The following is a 19017-nucleotide window of genomic DNA, read 5'->3' as shown; positions in this document are numbered from 1 at the left end:
TGTGTTGCACTTCCGTCAGACAAGATCGTCCGACACGATCGTCAGAGAAGAGAGAATCACCGAAGTGGCAACCGATTACGACGAAGTCCGTTCCGACGTCAAGGAATCACAGGACAGGTCGCTGGAGGCGCTGCAATCCGCGAACGCTCCTGATGCCCAAAGCGTCGTCCGTGACCTGGACGAATCCGACGCGCTGGATGACGCCATCACCCCCGGCGGAGAGTTCGTCGCCGAGGAACTTATCGTTCAGGTCATTCCGCAGGCCGAGGACGAGTTCACCTGCTACTCCTGCTTTCTGGTCCGGCACCGGTCCCAGCTGGCGCGCGAAAGCAATGGCCGCTCCTACTGCATCGAGTGCGAAGGCTAAGGCGCTGCTCATCCAGGTGTGCACACGCACCGCAGCCGATAGGGAGCAACCATGTGGAGTGAGGTAAAGGAAGCCGAGCCCTCAGCTTCCTGGGTGGAGCTGTCCGAGAATGGCTGGGGCGCGCTCATGGGGTGGGCAGCCGGCCGGGAAAACCTGCGCCGCCACCCGTCCTCGGACGCGGACAGGGTCGTTACCGGCTACATCGAGCATGCTGGTGTTCGGCACCCTTTCGAGGGTCCGTTCACAGCCACTGACCGGCAGGGAGTCGATGACGACATCGATTCCTACCTCCGGGACGCCGGCGTCCCGCCGCGGCCCAGGGGATATGTCTGGTTGATCCGTGTTCCGAGTGGGCACACGTCACCCGAGGCCTTTCTGGCTGACGTTGACAGTGCAATCCTTCGAGCTGCGGGCACCCTCACACATCCAAAGCGGCTGCGGCCGATATTCGCTGCCGTTCTCCGCGACTTCTACGCCCAAGGTCGCTGAGCGGCGCGGAGTTCTGGCGCCTTCGTCCCGCCGTCCGGTAGCGCGGCGGGGGAGTGTCCGGGGGATCGGCGCTGTGTAATATCGCACCGTATTCTGAGCCAGCGCGAGCCCCAGAACGGGCCGTAGCCGAAGAAATGACCTAGCAAGGGCCCCGCGATCAGGCGCCCGATTCTTCGGCGCTCAGCTTTCCAATAGCGCTGCGCTCAAGGTTCTCCAACAGGTGCCGCGGATTGTCGTACACCTCCGCGGCGCCGGCATCCCGGAGTTCGGCTTCACTGATTCCGCCGCAGGTCAGGGCAATGGCGGGAACTCCGATTGCCGCGGCGGCCTTCATGTCCCAGACGGCATCGCCAACAAAGACGACGTCCGCCGGGCTGAGTTCAAGCTTTTCCAAGCACGCAAGGAGAATGTCGGGGGCGGGCTTGCTCTCGACGGCGTCGTTGGAACTGGTCCAGGCATCGATGGACGTGGCGGCGTCCAGGAGGCGCCGGGTGACGTTCAGGTCGCGCGCCTGCGCTGATGATGCCAAGCCCACGGCCAGCCCGGCGTCGGAGCACGCGGCCAGAAGGTCCCGGGCAGAGTCGAATGGCCGCAGGGAAGGCCAGAACGTGGAGAACACGGCGCCGTGCGCGGATTTCAGGTCTTCCTGCATGTCCTGGGTGCACTCGGGGACCAAGTGTTCGATGAGCTTGTCGCCGCCCATGCCGACGCAGCGGTGGATGGCGGAGATCTGGACGTCCAGCCCCTCCCGGCGGAACGCCTGCCACCACGCAAGGGCGTGGAAATAGCTGGAGTCGATTAGGGTCCCATCGACATCGAAGAGGACACCGCGTTTCTTTTCTGATTTTGAGCCTGATGCCATTGCTACCCACCTTAGGTTGAGGGCGGCCGCAAGCGCCGTTCCCGGCAGGGGCTCGACCCATTACATGCATAGTAAGACTACTTAGTATAGGTCTCGGGCGTCGCATACGCTGCCGAGTGTGGAGTTGGGCGCGTAGCCCGGAACGGCCACGGGAGCGGACCCCAATGACTCATCAGGTCAGATACGCATTCTGCTGCTGGCACCTCTGCGTATTTGATCTGGTCGTATTAGGTTGCCAGGCACGAGGACGAGAAGTTGCAGGCCGCGCGTCGCTCGCGTTTAGCCTTCCAGTGTCGATTCGCGTGAAAGGCTTGGGTCATGGGCGCCACCGAACAGCATAGGTACGTGCGCTACCAGGCCGTCTTTCCAAATAGCCGAGGCATTTACCCGGGCATCTTTGGCCTCGCCAACGGTCTGGCGGCCAGCGGCAGGCTCGGCGCTGAGGATTGGGCTGCGTGGCGCAGTGCAAATGATCGAGCTGACTGTGCGTATGTGGACCCCGCAACCGTGGATGCATCGGTTTACGATCGCGAGATCAACCCGACGGCCCAAGCATGGTTCAAGACCACGGCGACGCACCTGTTACTCCACATCAACATGGACTTTTACGAGGATCTTCTACGCCGCTACCGAGTTGATTACGAGGTGGTGACTTCGGATGATCCGGGATCGTTGCTGTATGAAGACGATGTGCAGATCGTCGTTGCGCCTCGACTGTTGGAGCCCGCCCGATCGTAAACCCGGCAGCCAAATGGCAGCGGTGCGCACAGCTCAAGACTGTCTCCTAGTTGAACCCTTACCGCCAAAAGCGCAGAACTAGTGAAACGAACTCTATTTTCCCCGAAAGTTCGTTGTTTCTTGATTTGTTGCATGGAAATGGGTGGGCTCAAGAAGCGGGTTTCCCTGGGGGCGGTCGGCATCGTTCAAAAAAGGTTTTTACTCGGCTTTGAAGCTGAGCGTGTCTGTCCCGCTCGACCAGGTCAAAGTGTCTTGTGTATAGGTCATCGCAATGGGACGTTTCAGGAATTCATGAATCCAAGCTTGATGCTCACCGCCAGTACCGATGCAGCCGCTGGCGCCAGTGGCGATCTTCCCGATGGTCATGATGTTTCCAGCGATCGTGACTGGCCCGCCAATGGGGGAGCAGTCCGTTTTCATGACCAACTGCAGGGTACCTTCGACGGAGGTCAGTCGCACCTTGGTGGTCCCGACGGCGGCCCAGGGCAGAGCCTTACCCTTCGATGTTGCGGCGACGCCACCATAGGTGGCGCAAGGCGCTGTTGGCAGGAACGCTGCGCACGATTCCTGCGGCGGGCCGGAGGTGGCCGGGACGCGAATGTTGCTCCCGGAACTGGTCAGGGCACCCGGTGGGGTTGCAGCGATACCGGGAGTGGTGAGGGTGGTGGATGCTGATCCCGGCACGTCTGATGAGGTGGCTGCGCATGATGTCACGAGCAATGCCGCCGCTAGAACTGAAATTCTGATTGACAAGCGCCAGATTCGATCCATTGTTCCCCCTTGAGAATGAACGCTGAACCCGAACATAATCTTCCAGACCCGTTTTGTCATTAGCTTCTGCCGATGAATTTGACGCCCCCAATTCACGCCAATAAACCTTTTAGGGGATAAGAAACAAAAAAGCCTGCAGACGCCTACGTCCTGCAGACACTTTCGATCTCGGGGGAGCGACCTACGCTCGGGGCTACTGTTCCGGAGCGACCATCGTTGCTGGCTCTACCTGCGGCGTTCGCCGGGCTGATTGTCGGGCTGGTGGCCGGGCGCCCCAGGAGACGCGTAGAGAGGGCCACATGGTCGCAGTCCTGAGCAGGATGAGCGGGCTGCTTGATCGGTTCCGAAGCTGCTCAATGGTATGGATCGTCCAGCATGACGAGTCTCCGCACAACACGATCCTTGGCGTGTTTGGTGATCAGCAAAGCGCTGCCGACTTCGCCGACGAGATAGGTTGAGGGGAGCGCTATCAGAGCCCCTTCCGTAGTGCCCTGCAAAGCGAAGTTGACATAATGTTGATTATCGGCGTTACGAATAGGAGGGCTGTAGTGGATGCTAAAACTCCTGTTCAGCCGAGAACCCGGGGCTTCCGCAGGTCAATGACACTGGCGTGCACAGAGGCTCGCACGCGGCCGACAACGGGAAGGATTGAGAACCGCTGCCAGGTGTTTGAGCGGTTCCAGGCGTTCACGAGCGAGTTTCCGCTGAGCCGAGGACGAGCTCTACAGCGGTAGATGTTGCTGGTCAGACTCGCCAAACCAGGACGGGACGAAGCACTCAAACGAGTTATCCGCGCCGACGGCCTCAAAGCACGTGACAGGGCTGCCGCGATACCCATCCTCGTCGTCGGACAACAGGCTGAAAACATCGCACGACTAACTTGGAACGATGTGACCATCGCCGAAGAACTGGTCACCATCCAGCTCGGACAATACACATCGTGCTGCTGGCCCCACTGGCCCAGTCATGGCGGAAACTCACCGCCAACCCGGACCATGATGTGGTGGCTTTGCATCCAAACAGCAGCTGGGTCTTCCGCGGGTTCTCCCCCGGGCGACACATCCACCCCGGACACCTCACAACACGCCTCAGCAAGCTGTTTAGCACGCGGGCCGCGCGATTCGGAACCCTCCACGAACTCACCAAACTCGCACCCGTGCCCATGCCCATGATCGCCGAAACGCTCGGCTACTCACCCACCACCATCGAACGCCACGCCATAGCTTCCGCCTCTGCCTACGCCCAATACGTCGCCACCGCGCTCGAACTGCGCGGCCGAACGGGCTGACCCGGCAAAAGGCTTAGTTCAGTGAGATTCCGCTAATCGGTGTTCCCGGTGGAAGGTCTTTGATCTGGTGGTGAATTTGGGCGGCAAGGTTGACGGCAACGATAAAGTCGCACAACTCAACATTGCTCACCTCAACCGCGCCCCCGAGCGCCGGAAGAACCCGGAAGTTGTAGACCTCATCTTCGCTCGGGCGCATGCCGGTTCTTTCGGCTTCGCTGGCCAAACCGATCATGAGGTACTCATCCTGACCGTTTGGGGAGTTCAGGGAATTGCTGAACTCGCTCTCGGTCTGCCAATGCCGACTCAGCTCGCCGGCAAGCAGGTCCAGAAACCAAAAACCGTCCTCACTTTGAAAGAACAGATCACCAAAAGGCGAGGTGAACAGCGGCTGCTTGCCGGAAAGATCAAGGAACGACCAAGACTCTAGCGCTGCCGCGTAGTTCCCAGGTGAAAAACGTCTGATTGGCTCCATACGCAGACCCTACCGGAGCGCGCACTCAATAGGCCCGAAAGCAACAAGGTAGCGCCGCCTAGGAAAACTGGTCATACTTGCAGGCCTGCTCTTGGGCATGGGGGTCGTCCTTCTCCTGCCGCTAAGAGTGGCCCATGTCCTTCCAACAAATTTGATCTGATTGTCGGGGAAGGAATATTCCTCCTCAGGCAGTTTTTAGATGCTTCTTTGGTCAGCCCTTGCAGGGACAACGATTCACGAACTCCATTTAGATGGACGTCGACAATTATTTCCTCGACGTGCGCGGCAGCCGGGCCATCGGGTGCGTTGACTTCACCGGTGTGCCAGCCGTATGTCAACCAACCAACGAGTGACCACGGGCTTCGTCTCGATTCAAGCTTTTTGCAAGGCGCTTCGGGCAGGATGCGTTCCGACGTATACCGATTGAAAGTGGGGTGGTTGTTATGTATGAAAACTCGCGGCCGAAACTCTCCGCCCGATTTTGGGTTGTTTCAATTGTCATTCTGGGGGTCCTTGGGGCTTTGGGCTGGTACTCGGTGAGTGTCCTTGCCAGCCTGTTCCCTTCCTGAGACAAAATTAGGGGTTTGGTCTCCGCGACGCTCCTGACAACAAATTTGATAGCGTTTCGGATTGCCAGATCATTTCTCGAGGCCGTGGGCTCCCGACCCTATGCGGAGTCCGTAGGCGAATTCGTCGAGGACTCCCCCGCGGCCGATAAGGTCCGGCGGCGTTGCTCCCGCTGTGGGACGGAACGGGTTCTCCACACCATTTCCTGTGAATCCTTGTGTAGCTTGTGAATCTCAATCACACCGGTGGGTCCTCGCGCGCGGTGATCATCGCAGGTGCTGTTTTGTTGGCGAGGCGCTTGCTGATCACCTGGTGGAGCGTGCACTCCCAGTAGGCTGAACCTCAAACGTGATGGACAGGAGGCTGGGATGGCCGAGACGATGGTGGCCGAGGTGATGGCCGAGCTGGACGCGCTCGAGGACCCGAGGGCGCGCGAGGTGAACGAGAAACACGGTGACGATCACGGTGTGAACCTCGGCAAACTGCGCGCACTCGCGAAGCGGCTGAAGACGCAGCAGGAACTCGCGCGCCAGCTCTGGGAGACGGATGACACCGCGGCGAGACTGCTGGCGATCCTGATCTGCCGACCAAAGGCGTTCGAGCGTGACGAGTTGGACGTCATGATGCGCCAGGCGCGCACCCCCAAGGTGCACGACTGGCTCGTGAACTACGTGGTGAAGAAGAACCCGCACTCCGAGGAACTGCGCCTGGCGTGGTCCGCCGATCCGGATTCAGTGGTCGCTAGTGCCGGCTGGGCGCTGACGACGGAACGTGTGGCGAAGAATCCCGAGGGCCTCGACCTCGCAGGACTGCTCGACGCTATCGAAGCCGAGATGAAAAACGCCCCGGATCGCCTGCAGTGGGCGATGAACCACTGCCTGGCTCAGATCGGGATCGAACACGCAGAGCACCGCGCGCGTGCGATCGACGTCGGTGAGCGCCTGGAGGTGCTCAAGGACTACCCGACTCCCCCGAACTGCACGTCTCCGTTCGCGCCTATCTGGATCACCGAGATGGTTCGCCGACAGCAGGATAAGTAGGAAGGTCCGCGCTCACGCTCGTGCCGCTGCTTCCCCGGTACGCGGCACCCGATACGAACCGGCGGCGAGGGGCCTCGCCGCCTACGAAACCCAGTCGGCGTCGTTGTAGGGGCGGCCGCGGAAATGGGCGCGGAGGTACTCCCCCACAACGGCAGCCCCCAGATCCCCAGCCTCGGGTGCGACCATCCGGCCGCCGATTCGGCGGACCATTCGCTGGACAAACCGCTCGAGCCCCGGGTCGTCGCCAAGCCGGAAAAACGTGGCCTGCGTGCCGGCGCGCCCGAGGCGGTCGAGCTCGGCGACCGTGACGCGGATGGTCTCCGTGTCGGGCGGCCAGGCGAACCACGACTCGCCGGCGGCCAGCAAGTGCGCGGTGGGCTCGCCGTCGGTCACCACGAGGAGGACAGGCTGCATCGACGGGTGCTGGCGGAAGAATCGACTCGCCAGCAGCAAGCCATGATGCAGATTGGTTCCCTGTTCCCGCAGAGCCGGCAGGGCCGTGAGCTCGCCGATGTCCATGGACTGCGCGTAGCGGCCGAATGTGATCAGCTGCAGTCGGTCCCCGCGGAACCGGGTTGAAACGAGGTGGTGCAAGGCGAGTGCGGTGCGTTTCATCGGCACCCACCGGCCCTCGGCGGCCATCGAGAACGACACATCGACGAGCAGGGCGACGGCGGCCTGGGTGCGGGCCTCCGTCTCCGTCACCTCGATGTCGCCCACACCGAGGCGGACTCCGCGGCTCGGATCACCGCCGTCGGCGATCGTCCGGCGGATCGCGTTTGTCATGGTGCGGGTGACGTCCCACGGTTCGGCGTCGCCGAACTCCCACTGACGGCTGGAGCCGGTCTGCTCGCCGGCCGCCCCAGCGACGCGCGTGTCGCGGCGTCCTTGCCGGCCGGCCAGTTGCTTGGCGGTGTCGCGCAACAATGACCTGCCGAGCCGTCGCATGGCCTGCGGGGACAACCTGAGGTCGTTGTCGGCACCGCGCTGCAGGTAGCCGCCGTCCTGCATGGCCCGCTCGATCTCCCCGAGGGTGCGGGCCGTCACGGCGGCGCTCTGCCCGAGTTGGCGCGCGAGGGCATCCAGATCCAGGTCGTCGAGGCGTGACCCGTTGTAGGACTGGGAGAGCTGTTCAGCCAGCTCGTCGAGTTCGGCGAGGTCCTGGAGCATGCCGGTGCCGTCGCCTAGTCCGAGTCCTTCGCGGCCCTCGAAGCGTTCGGAGCCCGTCCAGTCCTCGCCGGGGCGCAAGGCGCGGAGGCTGGAGTCGAGTTGATCGAGCTGGGCCATGAGCTCGGGCGATCCGAAGGCCTGGGCGGACAGGCGCATCAGCTCATCGCGTTGCTCCTGGGACATGGACTGCAGGAGCCGCTGGGCTGCCGCGGCGCGCTGGGCGAGGGCGTCGACCAGTTCCTCGACTGATTGCGGATTCTCTGGAAAGAAGTGGCCGTGCCGGGCCATGAACTCCTGAAAGTCCGCGTCGGTGTCTTCGCCGCGTCGGTGTTTTCCGAGGAGCTCGTTGAGATCGCGCAGCATCTCGTTCACTGCCGCGCGGTCCTCCTCGGTGGCGCTCTCGAGCGCCTGTTTCATACCGGCGAACCTCTGGTCGAGGACCTCACGGCCCAGCAGATCCCTGATCCGCTCATAGGCTTCCCGTGCGCTGCTTGACTGCCAGTCATAGGAGGCGAGTTCGTTGACCGCCGCCGCTGTGGACGAGGGCAGGTTCTGCAGCTGCATTTCCCGGAATGCGCGGTCGGTGTTGTCCATCGTCACGTCGCGGGCGAGCTGTTTGCGCTCCTCCAGCACGGCAGTATCGAGCAGCTTCCGGACCTCGGTGAGGGTGCCGTCCAGCCGGTGCCGGCTCAGCAGTTCACTCCGGCGCTGTTGAACGCGCGCGGCGAGGTCGTCGAGCCCTTCATTGTTGCGGCCGCCGCCCCGCAGGAACTCCTGCAGGGCGTGCCGCGGCGAGTAGCCGGCCATGACGTCCTCGGCGATCGCGTCGAGCGCCTCCCCCAGGTCCACCGGCGGGGCGAGCGGATCGGGTCCTCCCCGGTACCGGCCGTACCTGGAGGAGCGGTTGTGAACGCCCATGATGCCGCCTATCCCTGTCCCTATTTTCCCGCCGAGGTCATTCCTAGCCGTAGATCGTTTCCTCGTCGTCGGACTCCTTGGAGATCCGCCGGGCGAGGTAGAGACCCTCCAATGCAAGTTCGATTGCGGCGGCGCGCTGCCCGTCATTCTTGGCGGCCAGGCGCCCGCTGATCTCGTCGTAAAGACCGGATCCGTCAAGAGATGGGAGGTTTTCGAGAAACTCCCTCGCGGTGACGTGTTCCCCTGTGGTCACGGTCCGGTGGCCGTCGAGCGCCGCCACGAGTGGACCGAGGTCCAGACCATGGAAGTGCGCCCGCACCGCTTCGGCAGTAGCCATGCGCAGGAGGTGATCGAGGACGGATTGTTCACGCCCTTCCTCGCCCGATTCGAACTCAAGCTTGCCCGTGAGGACTTCGACCGCGGTCTCCAAGTCAACGATGCGCGCGACTGCCTCGTCCTCCCCGCGCATGCTGGCCCGGCGCAGGGCCGCAGCGGCGACGGTTTCGGCGCCTGCGATGGCGAAACGCGCCGAAACTCCGGAGGTCTGGTTGATAGCCGCGGATTGCCGTAGCGCGCGGGTGTAGCGGGCCAGGATCTCAAGGATGACTGGCGGGACGTCGGCGACCAGCCGCCCCTCCTGATGGATGACCGCGACCTCGTCATCCAGCTCTATCGGATAGTGCGTGCGGATCTCGGCGCCGAAACGGTCCTTCAGGGGCGTGATGATCCTGCCGCGGTTCGTGTAGTCCTCCGGGTTGGCGGACGCGACGACGAGCACGTCCAGCGGCAGCCGGAGCACGTAGCCCCGGATCTGGATATCGCGCTCCTCCATCACGTTGAGCATTGAGACCTGGATCCGCTCGGCGAGGTCGGGCAGTTCGTTGATGGCGATGATCCCCCGGTTGGAGCGCGGGACGAGACCGTAGTGGATGGTTTCCGGGTCCCCAAGCCGGCGGCCCTCGGCCACCCGCATGGGGTCGACGTCGCCAATGAGATCGGCAACGGAGGTGTCCGGCGTGGCGAGCTTCTCGACGTAACGCTCCGATCGATGGCGCCATGACACACGCAGCCGGTCACCTTCGGTGAGCACACGTGCGCGGGAGTGCTCCGTGATCGGTTCGTATGGGTGTTCGTTCAGCTCTGATCCCTCGATGACCGGTGACCACTCGTCGAGGAGTCCCGCCAGGGTACGCAGAAGCCGTGTCTTGCCCTGTCCCCGCTCGCCGAGCAGGACAACGTCGTGGCCGGCGATCAAAGCACGCTCGAGCTGGGGTAGGACAGTCCGGCCGAAACCAAACATCCCAGGCCAGGGATCACGGCCGGCAGCGAGGGCGGCGAGCAGGTTGCCGCGGACCTCGTTGCGCAGGTCCTTGTAGACATGGCCGGCTGCACGCAATTCGCCAACAGTGAAGATATCGGGATGATCACTCACCCCTCCACGGTAGTCCTCGAGCGTCCGGCGAATCGAGGGAAATTCACAATATTCCTGCCCATGAGCACATGGAGCGGCTTACGCTGGATGCTGATGACTGCAGCAGCGCCGTCGGCACCCCCGGCACCCCAAGCCACCCTCCTCCTTCTGGTGCGTCACGGGCAGACGCCCACCACCGGCACGGTGCTGCCGGGGCGGGCCCCGGGACTGCATCTGTCCGACCAGGGCCGGGCCCAGGCTAAACGGGTCGCGGAACGGCTCGCGGGCTTGTCTGTCAGCGCCATCTACTCCTCTCCGCTGGAGCGCACCCGCGAGAGTGCAGAGCCCACGGCAGCCTGCACCGGGCTCGAGGTAAAGGAGAACGCCGGTCTCATCGAGTGTGACTTCGGCGAGTGGACCGGAGCCGCGCTCGCCGAACTGGCGGGCCTGCCGCAGTGGCAGACCGTCCAGCACAGCCCGTCGGCCTTCCGTTTCCCGAACGGGGAGAGCTTCGCGCAGATGCAGGCGCGGATCGTCGGAACGCTCGAGGCACTGTGCGCCGCGCATGCCGGGGGCGTCATCGTGTGCTTCTCCCACGCCGACCCGATCAAAGCCGCCGTCGCCCACGCCCTGGGCACCCATCTGGACCACTTCCAGCGGATCGTCATCAGCCCGGGCTCGGTCTCGGTCATCTCGTATGTGGAGGGTCAGGCGCCCGTCGTGCTCATGGTAAACGCGACCCTGGAACCGCTGAGTGGACTGAGGGAGTCGTGAAAAGGGACGGACAGTGTCCGAACGGGAGCTGACACTGCTCGTGGAGGGCCGCCTCGAACTGCTCGGACGCATCCCGCGCGGTAGCAACGCGGCGTTCCTCGTCCAGGTTTCTTGCGGGGACGATTCGGATTACGCGGTCTACAAGCCGGAGACCGGAGAACGGCCGCTGTTCGACTTCGAGCCCGGGCTCCACCGCCGGGAACGCGCGGCGTATCTGCTCAGCGAATATTTGGGATGGGGAATCGTGCCGCCGACGGTGATACGCGAGGACTCGCCCATGGGGATCGGCTCGCTCCAACTCTTTATCGAGTGCGACTTCCGTGAGCACTATTTCACCCTGTATGCGGACGCGCCCGAGACCCACCGCAGGCTGCTACAGATCGCCCTGTTCGACTGCGTCGCCAACAACACCGACCGCAAGAGCGGGCACGTGCTCCGCGGCCATGACGGAACGGTCTGGGGCATCGATCATGGATTGTGCTTCTCGGCAGGCTTCAAACTGCGCACAGTGATCTGGGACTTCGCAGGGGCTGCCATCCCCGGGACCCTCCTCGAAGGCATCGCCCCTCTCGCCGAGACCGTGCCGCAAGACGTGGCGGAGCTTCTCGACGATGCGGAGGTCACCGCCCTGCAGCGCCGGGTGCGGCGCTTGCTGCGCGAGGGGGTGCTGCCGGTTGACCGCACCGGCATGCGTTACCCGTGGCCGCTGGTATAGGTGAGCGGCCAGCTGCGGACCGGCTCCGCAGGGAGCCGGTCCGCAGCACGTCATGTGTTTGCCGATGAGCCGGCCGGGGACCCGTTGCAGGTCAGGCAGAAATTCGGTCCGCAAGACTGGAGTGGGCAGCCGGCACGCCGTCGGCGTCCTGACCGTACAGCCAGTCGTTGTACCGGAAGTCGTTGTCCTTCCGGCTCTTGAAGAGCAGGTTGCGCAGCGTCCGGGCCAGCCCGGAGACGTGCCAGGATTCGCCCCAGATACGGGCGGTGCGCTGGACCCGGGCGGTGCGGCCGGCGCGGACGTTGTTGAATTCCTTGATGGCGTCGTCCCAGGCTTCCGGGTTGACGCCGTCCGCGGCGAACACGGTGGCGTTGCTGACGTCCTGCAGCACGGCGGCGTCTTCGAGCGCCTGGCAGGCGCCCTGGGCGAGGTACTGCAGCATCGGGTGCGCGGCGTCGCCCATCAGCACCATCCGGCCGGCGACCCAGTTTTCGATCGGATCGCGGTCGTACATGGGCCACCGCATGCTGGTGCCCAGGTTCTTCAGGGCATCCTGGACGGCCGGGACGCAATCCTTGTACGCAGCCTCGAGCTCGTCCACTCCCCCGTACTGCTCCTCGCCGCGCTCGAACGAGGCGGACTTGAAAACGGCCACGGTGTTCAGGAGCTCGCCCTTGCGCAGCGGGTACTGCACCAGGTGGCAGTTCGGTCCAAGGTAGACGATAACGTCCTCAAGGTCCGCCTTGGGTGTGTTTTTCGTGATCGGCACGGTGCCCCGGTAGGCGACGTAGGCCGAGGGCACCGGCTCGTCGTTGGCCACCAGCGGACGCAGGGTGGACTTGAGCCCGTCCGCGCCGATCACGACGTCGGCCTCGTAGTCCACGCCGGCAGCCGTGTGGGCTACGCCGCGGCCGTTCACGGTTTCAACACTTTCGACCATGACGTCGTTGACGAGCTTCACGCCCGCGGCCTCACAGCCTTCGAGCAGGACCCGGTGCAGGTCGCTGCGGTGGATCACGACGTACGGCGCAGCGTAGCGTTCCTCGAATTCCCCGCCGAGGCTCTGGCGCGTGAGCTCTTCGCCGGTGACAGCGTCGCGGAAGACCAGGTGCTTGGGTTGGACGCCGATTTCCAGTGCCTTTTCCAGCAGGCCCCAGCGCTTCAGGACGCGGGAGGCGTTGGGGGCCATCTGCAGCCCCGCGCCGACCTCGCCGAATTCGGGGGCCCGCTCCACCAGGGTGACGTTGGCGCCGTTCTCCCGAAGTGCGAGGGCTCCGGCCAGCCCGGCCATTCCCCCTCCGATTACGAGGACATCGGTCGACAGGGCGTCGGTGGACGGGTCGTGCTCAGACATTGCTTGCTCCTGTTGGTGTGTAAGGGATTGCGGATTTTGACTTGAGTTTGAGGCCGACGGCGGCCAGCAGGACCGCGGCGATGGCGGCTGCCCCGGCGAAGGCGAGGAAATTGGAATCGACGCCGAGTCCGGCGGCCAGCAGGAGGCCGCCTATCTGGGGTGCTGCGACGGCGCCGATGCGGCCCGTCCCGAGCGCCCAGCCCAGCGCGGTCCCGCGCAGGTGTCCGGGATAGTGGCTCGCGACGGCGGCGATGATGAGGCACTGCGTGCCGTGGGTGCCGACGCCGGCGAGGACCAGCATGAGGTACACGACGGTGACCGGCGGTCCGGTGACCAGGACCACGAGCGCGACGGCGGCGACGGCGGCCGCGGCGATCGCCGTCGGGATCGGACCGAAGCGGGTCCCGGCCCAGGCGGTGATGACCGAGCCGGCCACCGCACCCAGATTGAGGGCCAGGGCGAAGGTCAGGGCGGAGCCCAGGTTGTAGCCGGCCAGCTGCATGAGGTTGGGCAGCCAGGTGCCCAGCCCGTACCAGGCGAACAGGGTGGCGATGGTCGCCAGGGCGAACAGCAGGCTGACTCCCAGGTACGGGGCGCGGAGCAGGGACTTGAAGCCGATCGGCTCCCCGATGTTTCGCGTTCCGCTGTCCTCGGCACTGACCGGGGCGAGAGTCTCCGGCAGGTATTTCAGTCCGAGCGGCACGACGATCATCAGTGCGAGCACGGCGACGAGGAACATGGACTGCCAGCCGAAGGCAGGGATCAGCTGGATGCCGATGAGGGCGGCGATGGATCCGCCGATCGGGACACCGGACATCATCAGGGTGGCGATGGTGGACCGCCATTTGGTGGGGACCAGTTCGGCGACGAGGGCGTTGGCCGAGGGCACCAGGCCGCCAAGCCCGATGCCTGCGAGGAGCCGAAGTCCCCCGAACACGGCTGCGTTGGGGGCGAAGGCGCAGAGGCTGGTGAATATCGAGAAGACGATGGCACAGCCGAGGATGGTGCGGCGGCGCCCCCAGGAGTCGGCCATCCGGCCGGCGAAGATCGCCCCGATCATCATGCCGACGAAGGCCATGGAACCGATGGTTCCGGCGGTGGCCTTGGTCAGGCCCCAGCCGGTCTCGGAGATCAGGGAGGACTGGACGGTGCCGTAGACGATCAGGTCGTAGCCGTCGAAGACCACCAGAAGCCAGCAGACAAGGACGGCGGCTGCCGAGCCTTTGGAGAACCGTGATGCAGGCCCATCAACGGTGGAGGGGGCAGCGGCCCCCGGCGAAGACCGTTGCGGCGCTGCAACAGATGGTGTGTGATTCATGCCACTCACTGTCCTAGCCGCCGCAGGTGAACCACAATACAATTCTGATGTGCAGAACAACCCGTCAGCCAAGTCCGCCCGCAAGCCCGTGCAGAAGAGGCCCACCTATTCCATCGAGGCGGTCGACAACGCGCTGCAGCTTCTCCAGCTGCTCCGCGACGGGGGCGCGCTCCGTCTCAAGGACGCGGCCGGGGAGCTGGGGGTGGCGCCGTCCACCGCGCACCGCCTATTGGCGATGCTGGTCTACCGGGGATTCGCCGTGCAGGATGAAACCCGCCGCTATGTCCCCGGCCCGGCGATGGGGGTCGGGCCGGCGGGGCTGAGCTGGACCCGGCTGCTCCGTTCGCTCGCCCAGCCGCACATGGAGCTGCTCTCTGCCCGGCTCAACGAGACGGTGAACCTCATGGTGCGGGTGGGCACGAAGGTGCGCTTCCTGGCGACGGTGGAAGGGGACAATGTGTTGCGGGTTGGTGACCGGCAGGGGACGGTGATGCCCGCCAACAAGACTTCCGGGGGCAAGGCCATGCTTGCCGAACTGGAGCCGCCGATGATCGACCAGCTCTTCCGCAGCAATAATGCCGAGATTGGCGGGGACACCATCCCGGGTGACGAGTACCCGGCGTTCCTCCGCGAACTGGAGTCCATCCGCAGCAACGGCTTCGCGGCCAATTTCGAAGGCACGGAGGAGGGTGTGAGCGCGCTCGGGATGGCCCTGCACAACCGGCGCGGGCACGTGGTCGGCGCGCTCACCGTCGCCACTCCGGCGACCCGCTTCCGCCGCGTGTTTGACGCCGGACTCGTACCCGCCCTGCGGGAAACCTGCCGGCAGCTGGAGATCGATATCGCGGCAAACCCGGTCGAGCCGGACTGAACACCCTGGCGGCCCGGACGAGCAATTCTGGCCAGCAGAATATGTTGGGGGTCACACACCGGCATCCGTAGAGTCGAACTACGCCAAGAAACTGTTCTGACCTACCGAGGAGGCCCACGTGTCCATCAGCGCCGAGAACACGACTCACGAATCAGTGGCTGCGGGGCACACTGCTCCGGAGCCGACGGCCGAAGAAGCTGCCCAGCTCAAAGAGCTGTACCGGGATTTTGACCGCGAAAACCTGATCCCGCTGTGGACCGAGATCGCGGACCTCATGCCGATGGTCCCGACCCCCAAAGCGGTCCCCCACGTCTGGCGGTGGAGCGACCTCTACCCGCTGGCCGCACGTGCCGGCGATCTGGTCCCGGTGGGCCGGGGCGGGGAACGCCGGGCCATTGCCCTGGCCAACCCGGGCCTGCCCGGCACCCCGTACGCCACCCCCACGCTCTGGGCGGCCATCCAGTACCTGGGCGCCCGGGAGACCGCGCCGGAACACCGGCACTCCCAAAACGCCTTCCGCTTCGTCGTCGAGGGTGAAGGCGTCTGGACTGTCGTGAACGGAGACCCGGTGCGGATGTCGCGCGGCGACTTCCTGCTGACCCCGGGCTGGAACTTCCACGGCCACCACAACGACACCGATGAGCCCATGGCCTGGATCGACGGCCTGGACATCCCGTTCGTGCATTACGCCGACGCCGGGTTCTTCGAGTTCGGCACCGAGCGCGTTACCGACGAGGCCACCCCGGACATCTCCCGCTCCGAGCGGCTGTGGGCGCACCCGGGCCTGCGCCCGCTCTCCGGCCTGGACGACACCACCAGTTCCCCCATCGCGGCGTACCGCTGGGAATACACGGAACGCGCACTGGCCGAGCAGCTGCTGCTCGAGGACGAGGGCCACCCGGCCACCGTGTCCCAGGGCCACGCCGCCGTCCGCTACACCAACCCCACCACGGGCGGGGACGTCATGCCGACCATCCGGGCCGAGTTCCACCGCCTCCGCGCCGGCGCCGCCACCGAGGCCCTCCGCGAGGTCGGTTCCAGCGTCTGGCAGGTCTTCGAAGGCTCCGGCTCCGTGGTCCTGAACGGCGAAACCAGGAACCTGGCGAAGGGCGACCTCTTCGTCGTCCCGTCGTGGGCAGCCTGGTCATTGCAAGCGGAGACCGAGTTCGATCTCTTCCGCTTCAGTGACGCCCCCATTTTCGAACGACTGAACTTCAACCGCACCTACATCGAAGGACGCAAGAACGCATGAGACTCCTCACCCTCCGCACTGACAACGGAACCAAGGCTGTCCGCCAGGACGGCGACACCCTGACCGAGATCGACGGCTTTGCCGACGTCGGAGAGCTGCTCCGCTCAAGCGACTGGGAAGCGACCGCGAAGGCGGCCAAGGGCGCCACGCACCAGGCCGAGGGCGCGGACCTCGACGCCGTCGTCCCCTCCCCCGGCAAGATCATCTGCGTGGGCCACAACTACCGCAACCACATCAAGGAAATGGGCCGGAAAGTCCCCGCGTTCCCCACCCTGTTCGCGAAATACCAGGAATCCCTGATCGGCCCGAACGATGATCTGGCCCTGCCGCAGGAATCCGACGCCGTGGACTGGGAAGCCGAACTCGCCGTCGTGATCGGCAAAAAGGGCCGCAGGATCAGCGAGGCCGACGCCGCGGACCACATCGCCGGCTACGCCGTGCTGAACGATGTCAGCATGCGCGACTACCAGTTCCGCACCATCCAGTGGCTGCAGGGCAAAACCTGGGAGAAGTCCACCCCGTTCGGGCCTGCCCTGGTCACGAACGACGAATTCAGCGCAGGTCCGCTGATGACTTCCGAGGTGGACGGCGAAATCCAGCAGCAGACCCCCACCGGCGACCTCGTCTTCACGCCCGAGTTCCTGGTCTCCTACATCTCCACCATCATCACCCTGAACCCGGGCGACGTGATCGCCACCGGCACCCCCGGCGGGGTGGGCCACGCCCAGGACCCCAAGCGCTACCTGCAGGAGGGCCAGATCCTGGTCACCACCATCGAGGGACTGGGCCAGCTGAAGAACCGCGTGGTCAAGGAAGCCTGATGGTTGCCCGCCAGGACCAGACCACGGACCCGGAGCTGCTCGCGGCACTGCTGCAGGCCCGGCGCGGCACGGCGTTCTTCGCCCGCAAGCTCAACGAGCTCTCCGACGCCGAGCTCGACGGGGCCTCGCTGCTGCCGGGCTGGACCCGCCGCCACATCACCGCGCACATCGGCTACAACGCCCGTGCCATCGCCCGCCTGGTCGAGTGGGCGGCCACCGGAGTGGAAACCCCGATGTATGCCTCCACCGCGGTCCGGGACCACGAGATCGACTTCGGCGCCACGCTGAGCCCGATCGCGTTGCGGCACCTGTTTGACCACTCCGCCGTGCACCTGAACGTCGAATGGCGGGACCTGCCCGAGGACGCCTGGCACCACACAGTCCGCACCATCCAGGGCCGGGAAGTCCCTGCCACCGAAACGGTGTGGATGCGCACCCGGGAAGTCTGGATGCACGCCGTGGACCTGGCCAACGGCGCCAGCTTCGCCGATATCCCGGCCCCCGTGCTGGAACGGCTCCTGGCGGACATCACCGGCGCCTGGAAGACCCGCGGCACCGACGCCGGCCTGGTGATCGAGGTAACGGACCGCGGTATCACATTCGGTGACGCGACGCCGGACTCCGCAACGGTGGTCTCCGGACCGTTGGCGGCCGTCGTCGAATGGGCAGCAGGACGCGGAAGCGGCGGCGTCACCGCCACCGGGCCCGGCGCTGCCGCCACCAACGATACGGCTCCGGCCGCACCGAAGTGGATCTGAGCCTGTCACAGCTCACTGGCAACTTAGGTACAACAATCGACGGCGGCACGCACCTTTTCGGTGCGTGCCGCCGTCGTACCTCCCTGGATGAACCGGTGAGCCAGCCGCCCGCACCCCAAGGTGACTGCGCCTAAACCGTTTCGCGCCAGTGCGGGCACTGGCATGCTTGTTGGGTGACATCGGTCTCGACGGAAAGTCAACGTACCGCGCTCAGTTGGAAGCTGCTGCCAGCGGTGCTGGTCTCGCTGTCCGGAGTGGTGCTATTCGGCGGCGGGAATGACCCGCTTGGCTATGGCGGGCTTGCCATGGGCCTGGCCACTGCGGCTTTCATCGACCGCGAGTTGACGCGGCACCTCGCGCTGATCGCGGCGGGAATGGTCATCATCAGCATGGTGGCACTTAACGCTGACTTGAGCATCCAACACATGGTCCTCATGGGCAGTGCCCTCGCCTTGGCCGTGCTGGTTCCGTGGCTTGTGTCGCGGTTCGTCTACGGCGAGAAGATCATCAAATTTCCGGTGAACACCGGCCGTAAATGGCCGTTGATCGCGAGGTTGTACCTGATCGGCGTGGTCCTGCTCGGATACTTCATCCTGCCCGTCTACCTGATCAGCACTGGGGTGTACCAAAACTGGCCGGACCCATCTGACCCAACGACCTTCTGGCGGCTCTTTCTCGGAGTGAACGCCGTTGGCATCTGGGACGAGCTGTTCTTCATCTGCACCACGTTCGCACTGCTGCGGCGGCATTTTCCAGACTGGCTGGCCAACATCCTTCAAGCCGTGATCTTCTCGTCCTTTCTATGGGAGATCGGCTACCAGGCGTGGGGGCCGCTTCTGACGTATCCGTTCGCGTTGCTGCAGGGCTACACCTTCAAGCTGACGAAGTCCCTCACCTACGTCGTGACCGTGCACCTAACCTTCGACTTCGTGCTGTTCCTCGCGCTGGTGCACGCCCACAACCGCGACTGGCTGCCGATTTTCCTGTACTGAGTCCGTGATGGCCGGGAAGGTCGGCGAAAGGTACCCCCATGTCAGCGATGGGGAGCGCGGCCCCTTCTT

At 64.6% G+C, this 19017-nt stretch carries 19 protein-coding genes; 12 read left to right on the top strand and 7 right to left on the bottom strand.

Translation table 11 applies throughout. The features are described 5' to 3' along the window. Positions 1-64: 64 nt before the first annotated feature. Together BLS42_RS10600 and BLS42_RS10595 are read left to right on the top strand one after the other, a co-directional pair. Positions 65-367: a DUF4193 domain-containing protein gene (locus BLS42_RS10600; protein WP_090580657.1), complete on the top strand. Its 303-nt coding sequence runs from the start codon at positions 65-67 to the stop codon at positions 365-367. Between the two features lie 51 nt (positions 368-418). After that, on the top strand, positions 419-856 hold the full coding sequence (locus BLS42_RS10595; RefSeq protein WP_143019178.1) for a DUF5956 family protein: 438 nt from the start codon (positions 419-421) through the stop codon (positions 854-856). A gap of 157 nt (positions 857-1013) precedes the next feature. Here BLS42_RS10595 and BLS42_RS10590 read toward each other — a convergent pair whose 3' ends face one another. Continuing rightward, on the bottom strand, positions 1014-1718 hold the full coding sequence (locus BLS42_RS10590; RefSeq protein ID WP_090580651.1) for an HAD family hydrolase: 705 nt from the start codon (positions 1716-1718) through the stop codon (positions 1014-1016). A 318-nt stretch (positions 1719-2036) separates the two neighbouring features. Here BLS42_RS10590 and BLS42_RS10585 point away from each other — a divergent pair, with 318 nt between their 5' ends. Continuing rightward, a complete protein-coding gene (locus BLS42_RS10585) occupies positions 2037-2456 on the top strand; it encodes a hypothetical protein (protein ID WP_090580648.1) in 420 nt (139 codons plus the stop codon). Between the two features lie 198 nt (positions 2457-2654). Here the strand turns inward: BLS42_RS10585 and BLS42_RS20585 are convergent, their stop codons facing one another. Beyond that, positions 2655-3323, bottom strand: coding sequence for a RodZ family helix-turn-helix domain-containing protein (locus BLS42_RS20585; protein ID WP_256336397.1), 669 nt, complete (start codon positions 3321-3323; stop codon positions 2655-2657). Positions 3324-4167: 844 nt separating this feature from the next. On the opposite strand from BLS42_RS20585, the gene BLS42_RS20220 reads away from it, so the two are divergent. Next, positions 4168-4515, top strand: coding sequence for a hypothetical protein (locus BLS42_RS20220; protein WP_176803349.1), 348 nt, complete (start codon positions 4168-4170; stop codon positions 4513-4515). Between the two features lie 13 nt (positions 4516-4528). Here BLS42_RS20220 and BLS42_RS10570 read toward each other — a convergent pair whose 3' ends face one another. Beyond that, positions 4529-4987, bottom strand: a complete 459-nt coding sequence (locus BLS42_RS10570) for a T6SS immunity protein Tdi1 domain-containing protein (protein WP_090580644.1) — start codon at positions 4985-4987, stop codon at positions 4529-4531. 935 nt (positions 4988-5922) lie between these two features. Between BLS42_RS10570 and BLS42_RS10565 the strand changes: the two genes are divergently transcribed. Beyond that, a complete protein-coding gene (locus BLS42_RS10565; RefSeq protein ID WP_090580641.1) occupies positions 5923-6594 on the top strand; it encodes a DNA alkylation repair protein in 672 nt (223 codons plus the stop codon). 81 nt (positions 6595-6675) lie between these two features. Here BLS42_RS10565 and BLS42_RS10560 read toward each other — a convergent pair whose 3' ends face one another. Together BLS42_RS10560 and BLS42_RS10555 are read right to left on the bottom strand one after the other, a co-directional pair. Continuing rightward, positions 6676-8682: a vWA domain-containing protein gene (locus BLS42_RS10560; protein ID WP_090580638.1), complete on the bottom strand. Its 2007-nt coding sequence runs from the start codon at positions 8680-8682 to the stop codon at positions 6676-6678. A gap of 43 nt (positions 8683-8725) precedes the next feature. Beyond that, a complete protein-coding gene (locus BLS42_RS10555; RefSeq protein ID WP_090580635.1) occupies positions 8726-10114 on the bottom strand; it encodes a sigma 54-interacting transcriptional regulator in 1389 nt (462 codons plus the stop codon). 87 nt (positions 10115-10201) lie between these two features. On the opposite strand from BLS42_RS10555, the gene BLS42_RS10550 reads away from it, so the two are divergent. Both BLS42_RS10550 and BLS42_RS10545 read left to right on the top strand, forming a co-directional pair. After that, the gene (locus BLS42_RS10550) at positions 10202-10867 is read left to right on the top strand and encodes an MSMEG_4193 family putative phosphomutase (protein ID WP_090580633.1); all 666 of its coding nucleotides are present in this window, start codon (positions 10202-10204) and stop codon (positions 10865-10867) included. A 13-nt stretch (positions 10868-10880) separates the two neighbouring features. After that, a complete protein-coding gene (locus tag BLS42_RS10545; RefSeq protein WP_090580630.1) occupies positions 10881-11582 on the top strand; it encodes an SCO1664 family protein in 702 nt (233 codons plus the stop codon). 91 nt (positions 11583-11673) lie between these two features. Here the strand turns inward: BLS42_RS10545 and BLS42_RS10540 are convergent, their stop codons facing one another. Continuing rightward, on the bottom strand, positions 11674-12936 hold the full coding sequence (locus tag BLS42_RS10540; RefSeq protein WP_090580627.1) for an FAD-dependent oxidoreductase: 1263 nt from the start codon (positions 12934-12936) through the stop codon (positions 11674-11676). Further along, positions 12929-14254 (bottom strand): MFS transporter, encoded by a 1326-nt coding sequence (locus tag BLS42_RS10535; RefSeq protein WP_090580623.1) that lies wholly within the window; start codon positions 14252-14254, stop codon positions 12929-12931. The genes BLS42_RS10540 and BLS42_RS10535 overlap by 8 nt, the downstream gene beginning before the upstream one ends. Before the next feature lie 49 nt (positions 14255-14303). Between BLS42_RS10535 and BLS42_RS10530 the strand changes: the two genes are divergently transcribed. The 5 genes from BLS42_RS10530 (at position 14304) to BLS42_RS10510 (ending at position 18948) form a co-directional block, all read left to right on the top strand. Beyond that, entirely contained in the window at positions 14304-15125 is an 822-nt protein-coding gene (locus tag BLS42_RS10530; RefSeq protein WP_090580619.1) for an IclR family transcriptional regulator, read from the top strand. Positions 15126-15243: 118 nt separating this feature from the next. Then, positions 15244-16377 (top strand): cupin domain-containing protein, encoded by a 1134-nt coding sequence (locus BLS42_RS10525; protein WP_090580616.1) that lies wholly within the window; start codon positions 15244-15246, stop codon positions 16375-16377. Then, positions 16374-17198: a fumarylacetoacetate hydrolase family protein gene (locus BLS42_RS10520; RefSeq protein WP_090580614.1), complete on the top strand. Its 825-nt coding sequence runs from the start codon at positions 16374-16376 to the stop codon at positions 17196-17198. The genes BLS42_RS10525 and BLS42_RS10520 overlap by 4 nt, the downstream gene beginning before the upstream one ends. Beyond that, entirely contained in the window at positions 17198-17956 is a 759-nt protein-coding gene (locus tag BLS42_RS10515) for a maleylpyruvate isomerase family mycothiol-dependent enzyme (protein ID WP_090580611.1), read from the top strand. Before BLS42_RS10520 ends, BLS42_RS10515 begins: the two co-directional genes overlap by 1 nt. A 173-nt stretch (positions 17957-18129) precedes the next feature. Beyond that, complete coding sequence (locus BLS42_RS10510; protein ID WP_090580608.1) at positions 18130-18948, top strand: CPBP family intramembrane glutamic endopeptidase; 819 nt, start codon at positions 18130-18132, stop codon at positions 18946-18948. Positions 18949-19017: the final 69 nt, after the last annotated feature.

The organism is Arthrobacter sp. ov407, from assembly GCF_900102895.1.
Classification (GTDB): Bacteria; Actinomycetota; Actinomycetes; order Actinomycetales; family Micrococcaceae; genus Arthrobacter.
The sequence above is the reverse complement of the archived record's forward strand: the minus strand, read 5'-3'. Positions and strand labels throughout refer to the sequence as shown.

Bases quoted from the DNA above. Each gene is read 5' to 3' on its own strand.
- BLS42_RS10585 (WP_090580648.1), top strand. From the start codon at position 2,037: ATGGGCGCCACCGAACAGCATAGGTACGTGCGCTACCAGGCCGTCTTT.
- BLS42_RS10570 (WP_090580644.1), bottom strand. From the start codon at position 4,987: ATGGAGCCAATCAGACGTTTTTCACCTGGGAACTACGCGGCAGCGCTA.
- BLS42_RS10595 (WP_143019178.1), top strand. From the start codon at position 419: ATGTGGAGTGAGGTAAAGGAAGCCGAGCCCTCAGCTTCCTGGGTGGAG.
- BLS42_RS10540 (WP_090580627.1), bottom strand. From the start codon at position 12,936: ATGTCTGAGCACGACCCGTCCACCGACGCCCTGTCGACCGATGTCCTC.
- BLS42_RS10550 (WP_090580633.1), top strand. From the start codon at position 10,202: ATGCTGATGACTGCAGCAGCGCCGTCGGCACCCCCGGCACCCCAAGCC.
- BLS42_RS10560 (WP_090580638.1), bottom strand. From the start codon at position 8,682: ATGGGCGTTCACAACCGCTCCTCCAGGTACGGCCGGTACCGGGGAGGA.
- BLS42_RS10590 (WP_090580651.1), bottom strand. From the start codon at position 1,718: ATGGCATCAGGCTCAAAATCAGAAAAGAAACGCGGTGTCCTCTTCGAT.
- BLS42_RS10520 (WP_090580614.1), top strand. From the start codon at position 16,374: ATGAGACTCCTCACCCTCCGCACTGACAACGGAACCAAGGCTGTCCGC.
- BLS42_RS10515 (WP_090580611.1), top strand. From the start codon at position 17,198: ATGGTTGCCCGCCAGGACCAGACCACGGACCCGGAGCTGCTCGCGGCA.
- BLS42_RS10535 (WP_090580623.1), bottom strand. From the start codon at position 14,254: ATGAATCACACACCATCTGTTGCAGCGCCGCAACGGTCTTCGCCGGGG.
- BLS42_RS10565 (WP_090580641.1), top strand. From the start codon at position 5,923: ATGGCCGAGACGATGGTGGCCGAGGTGATGGCCGAGCTGGACGCGCTC.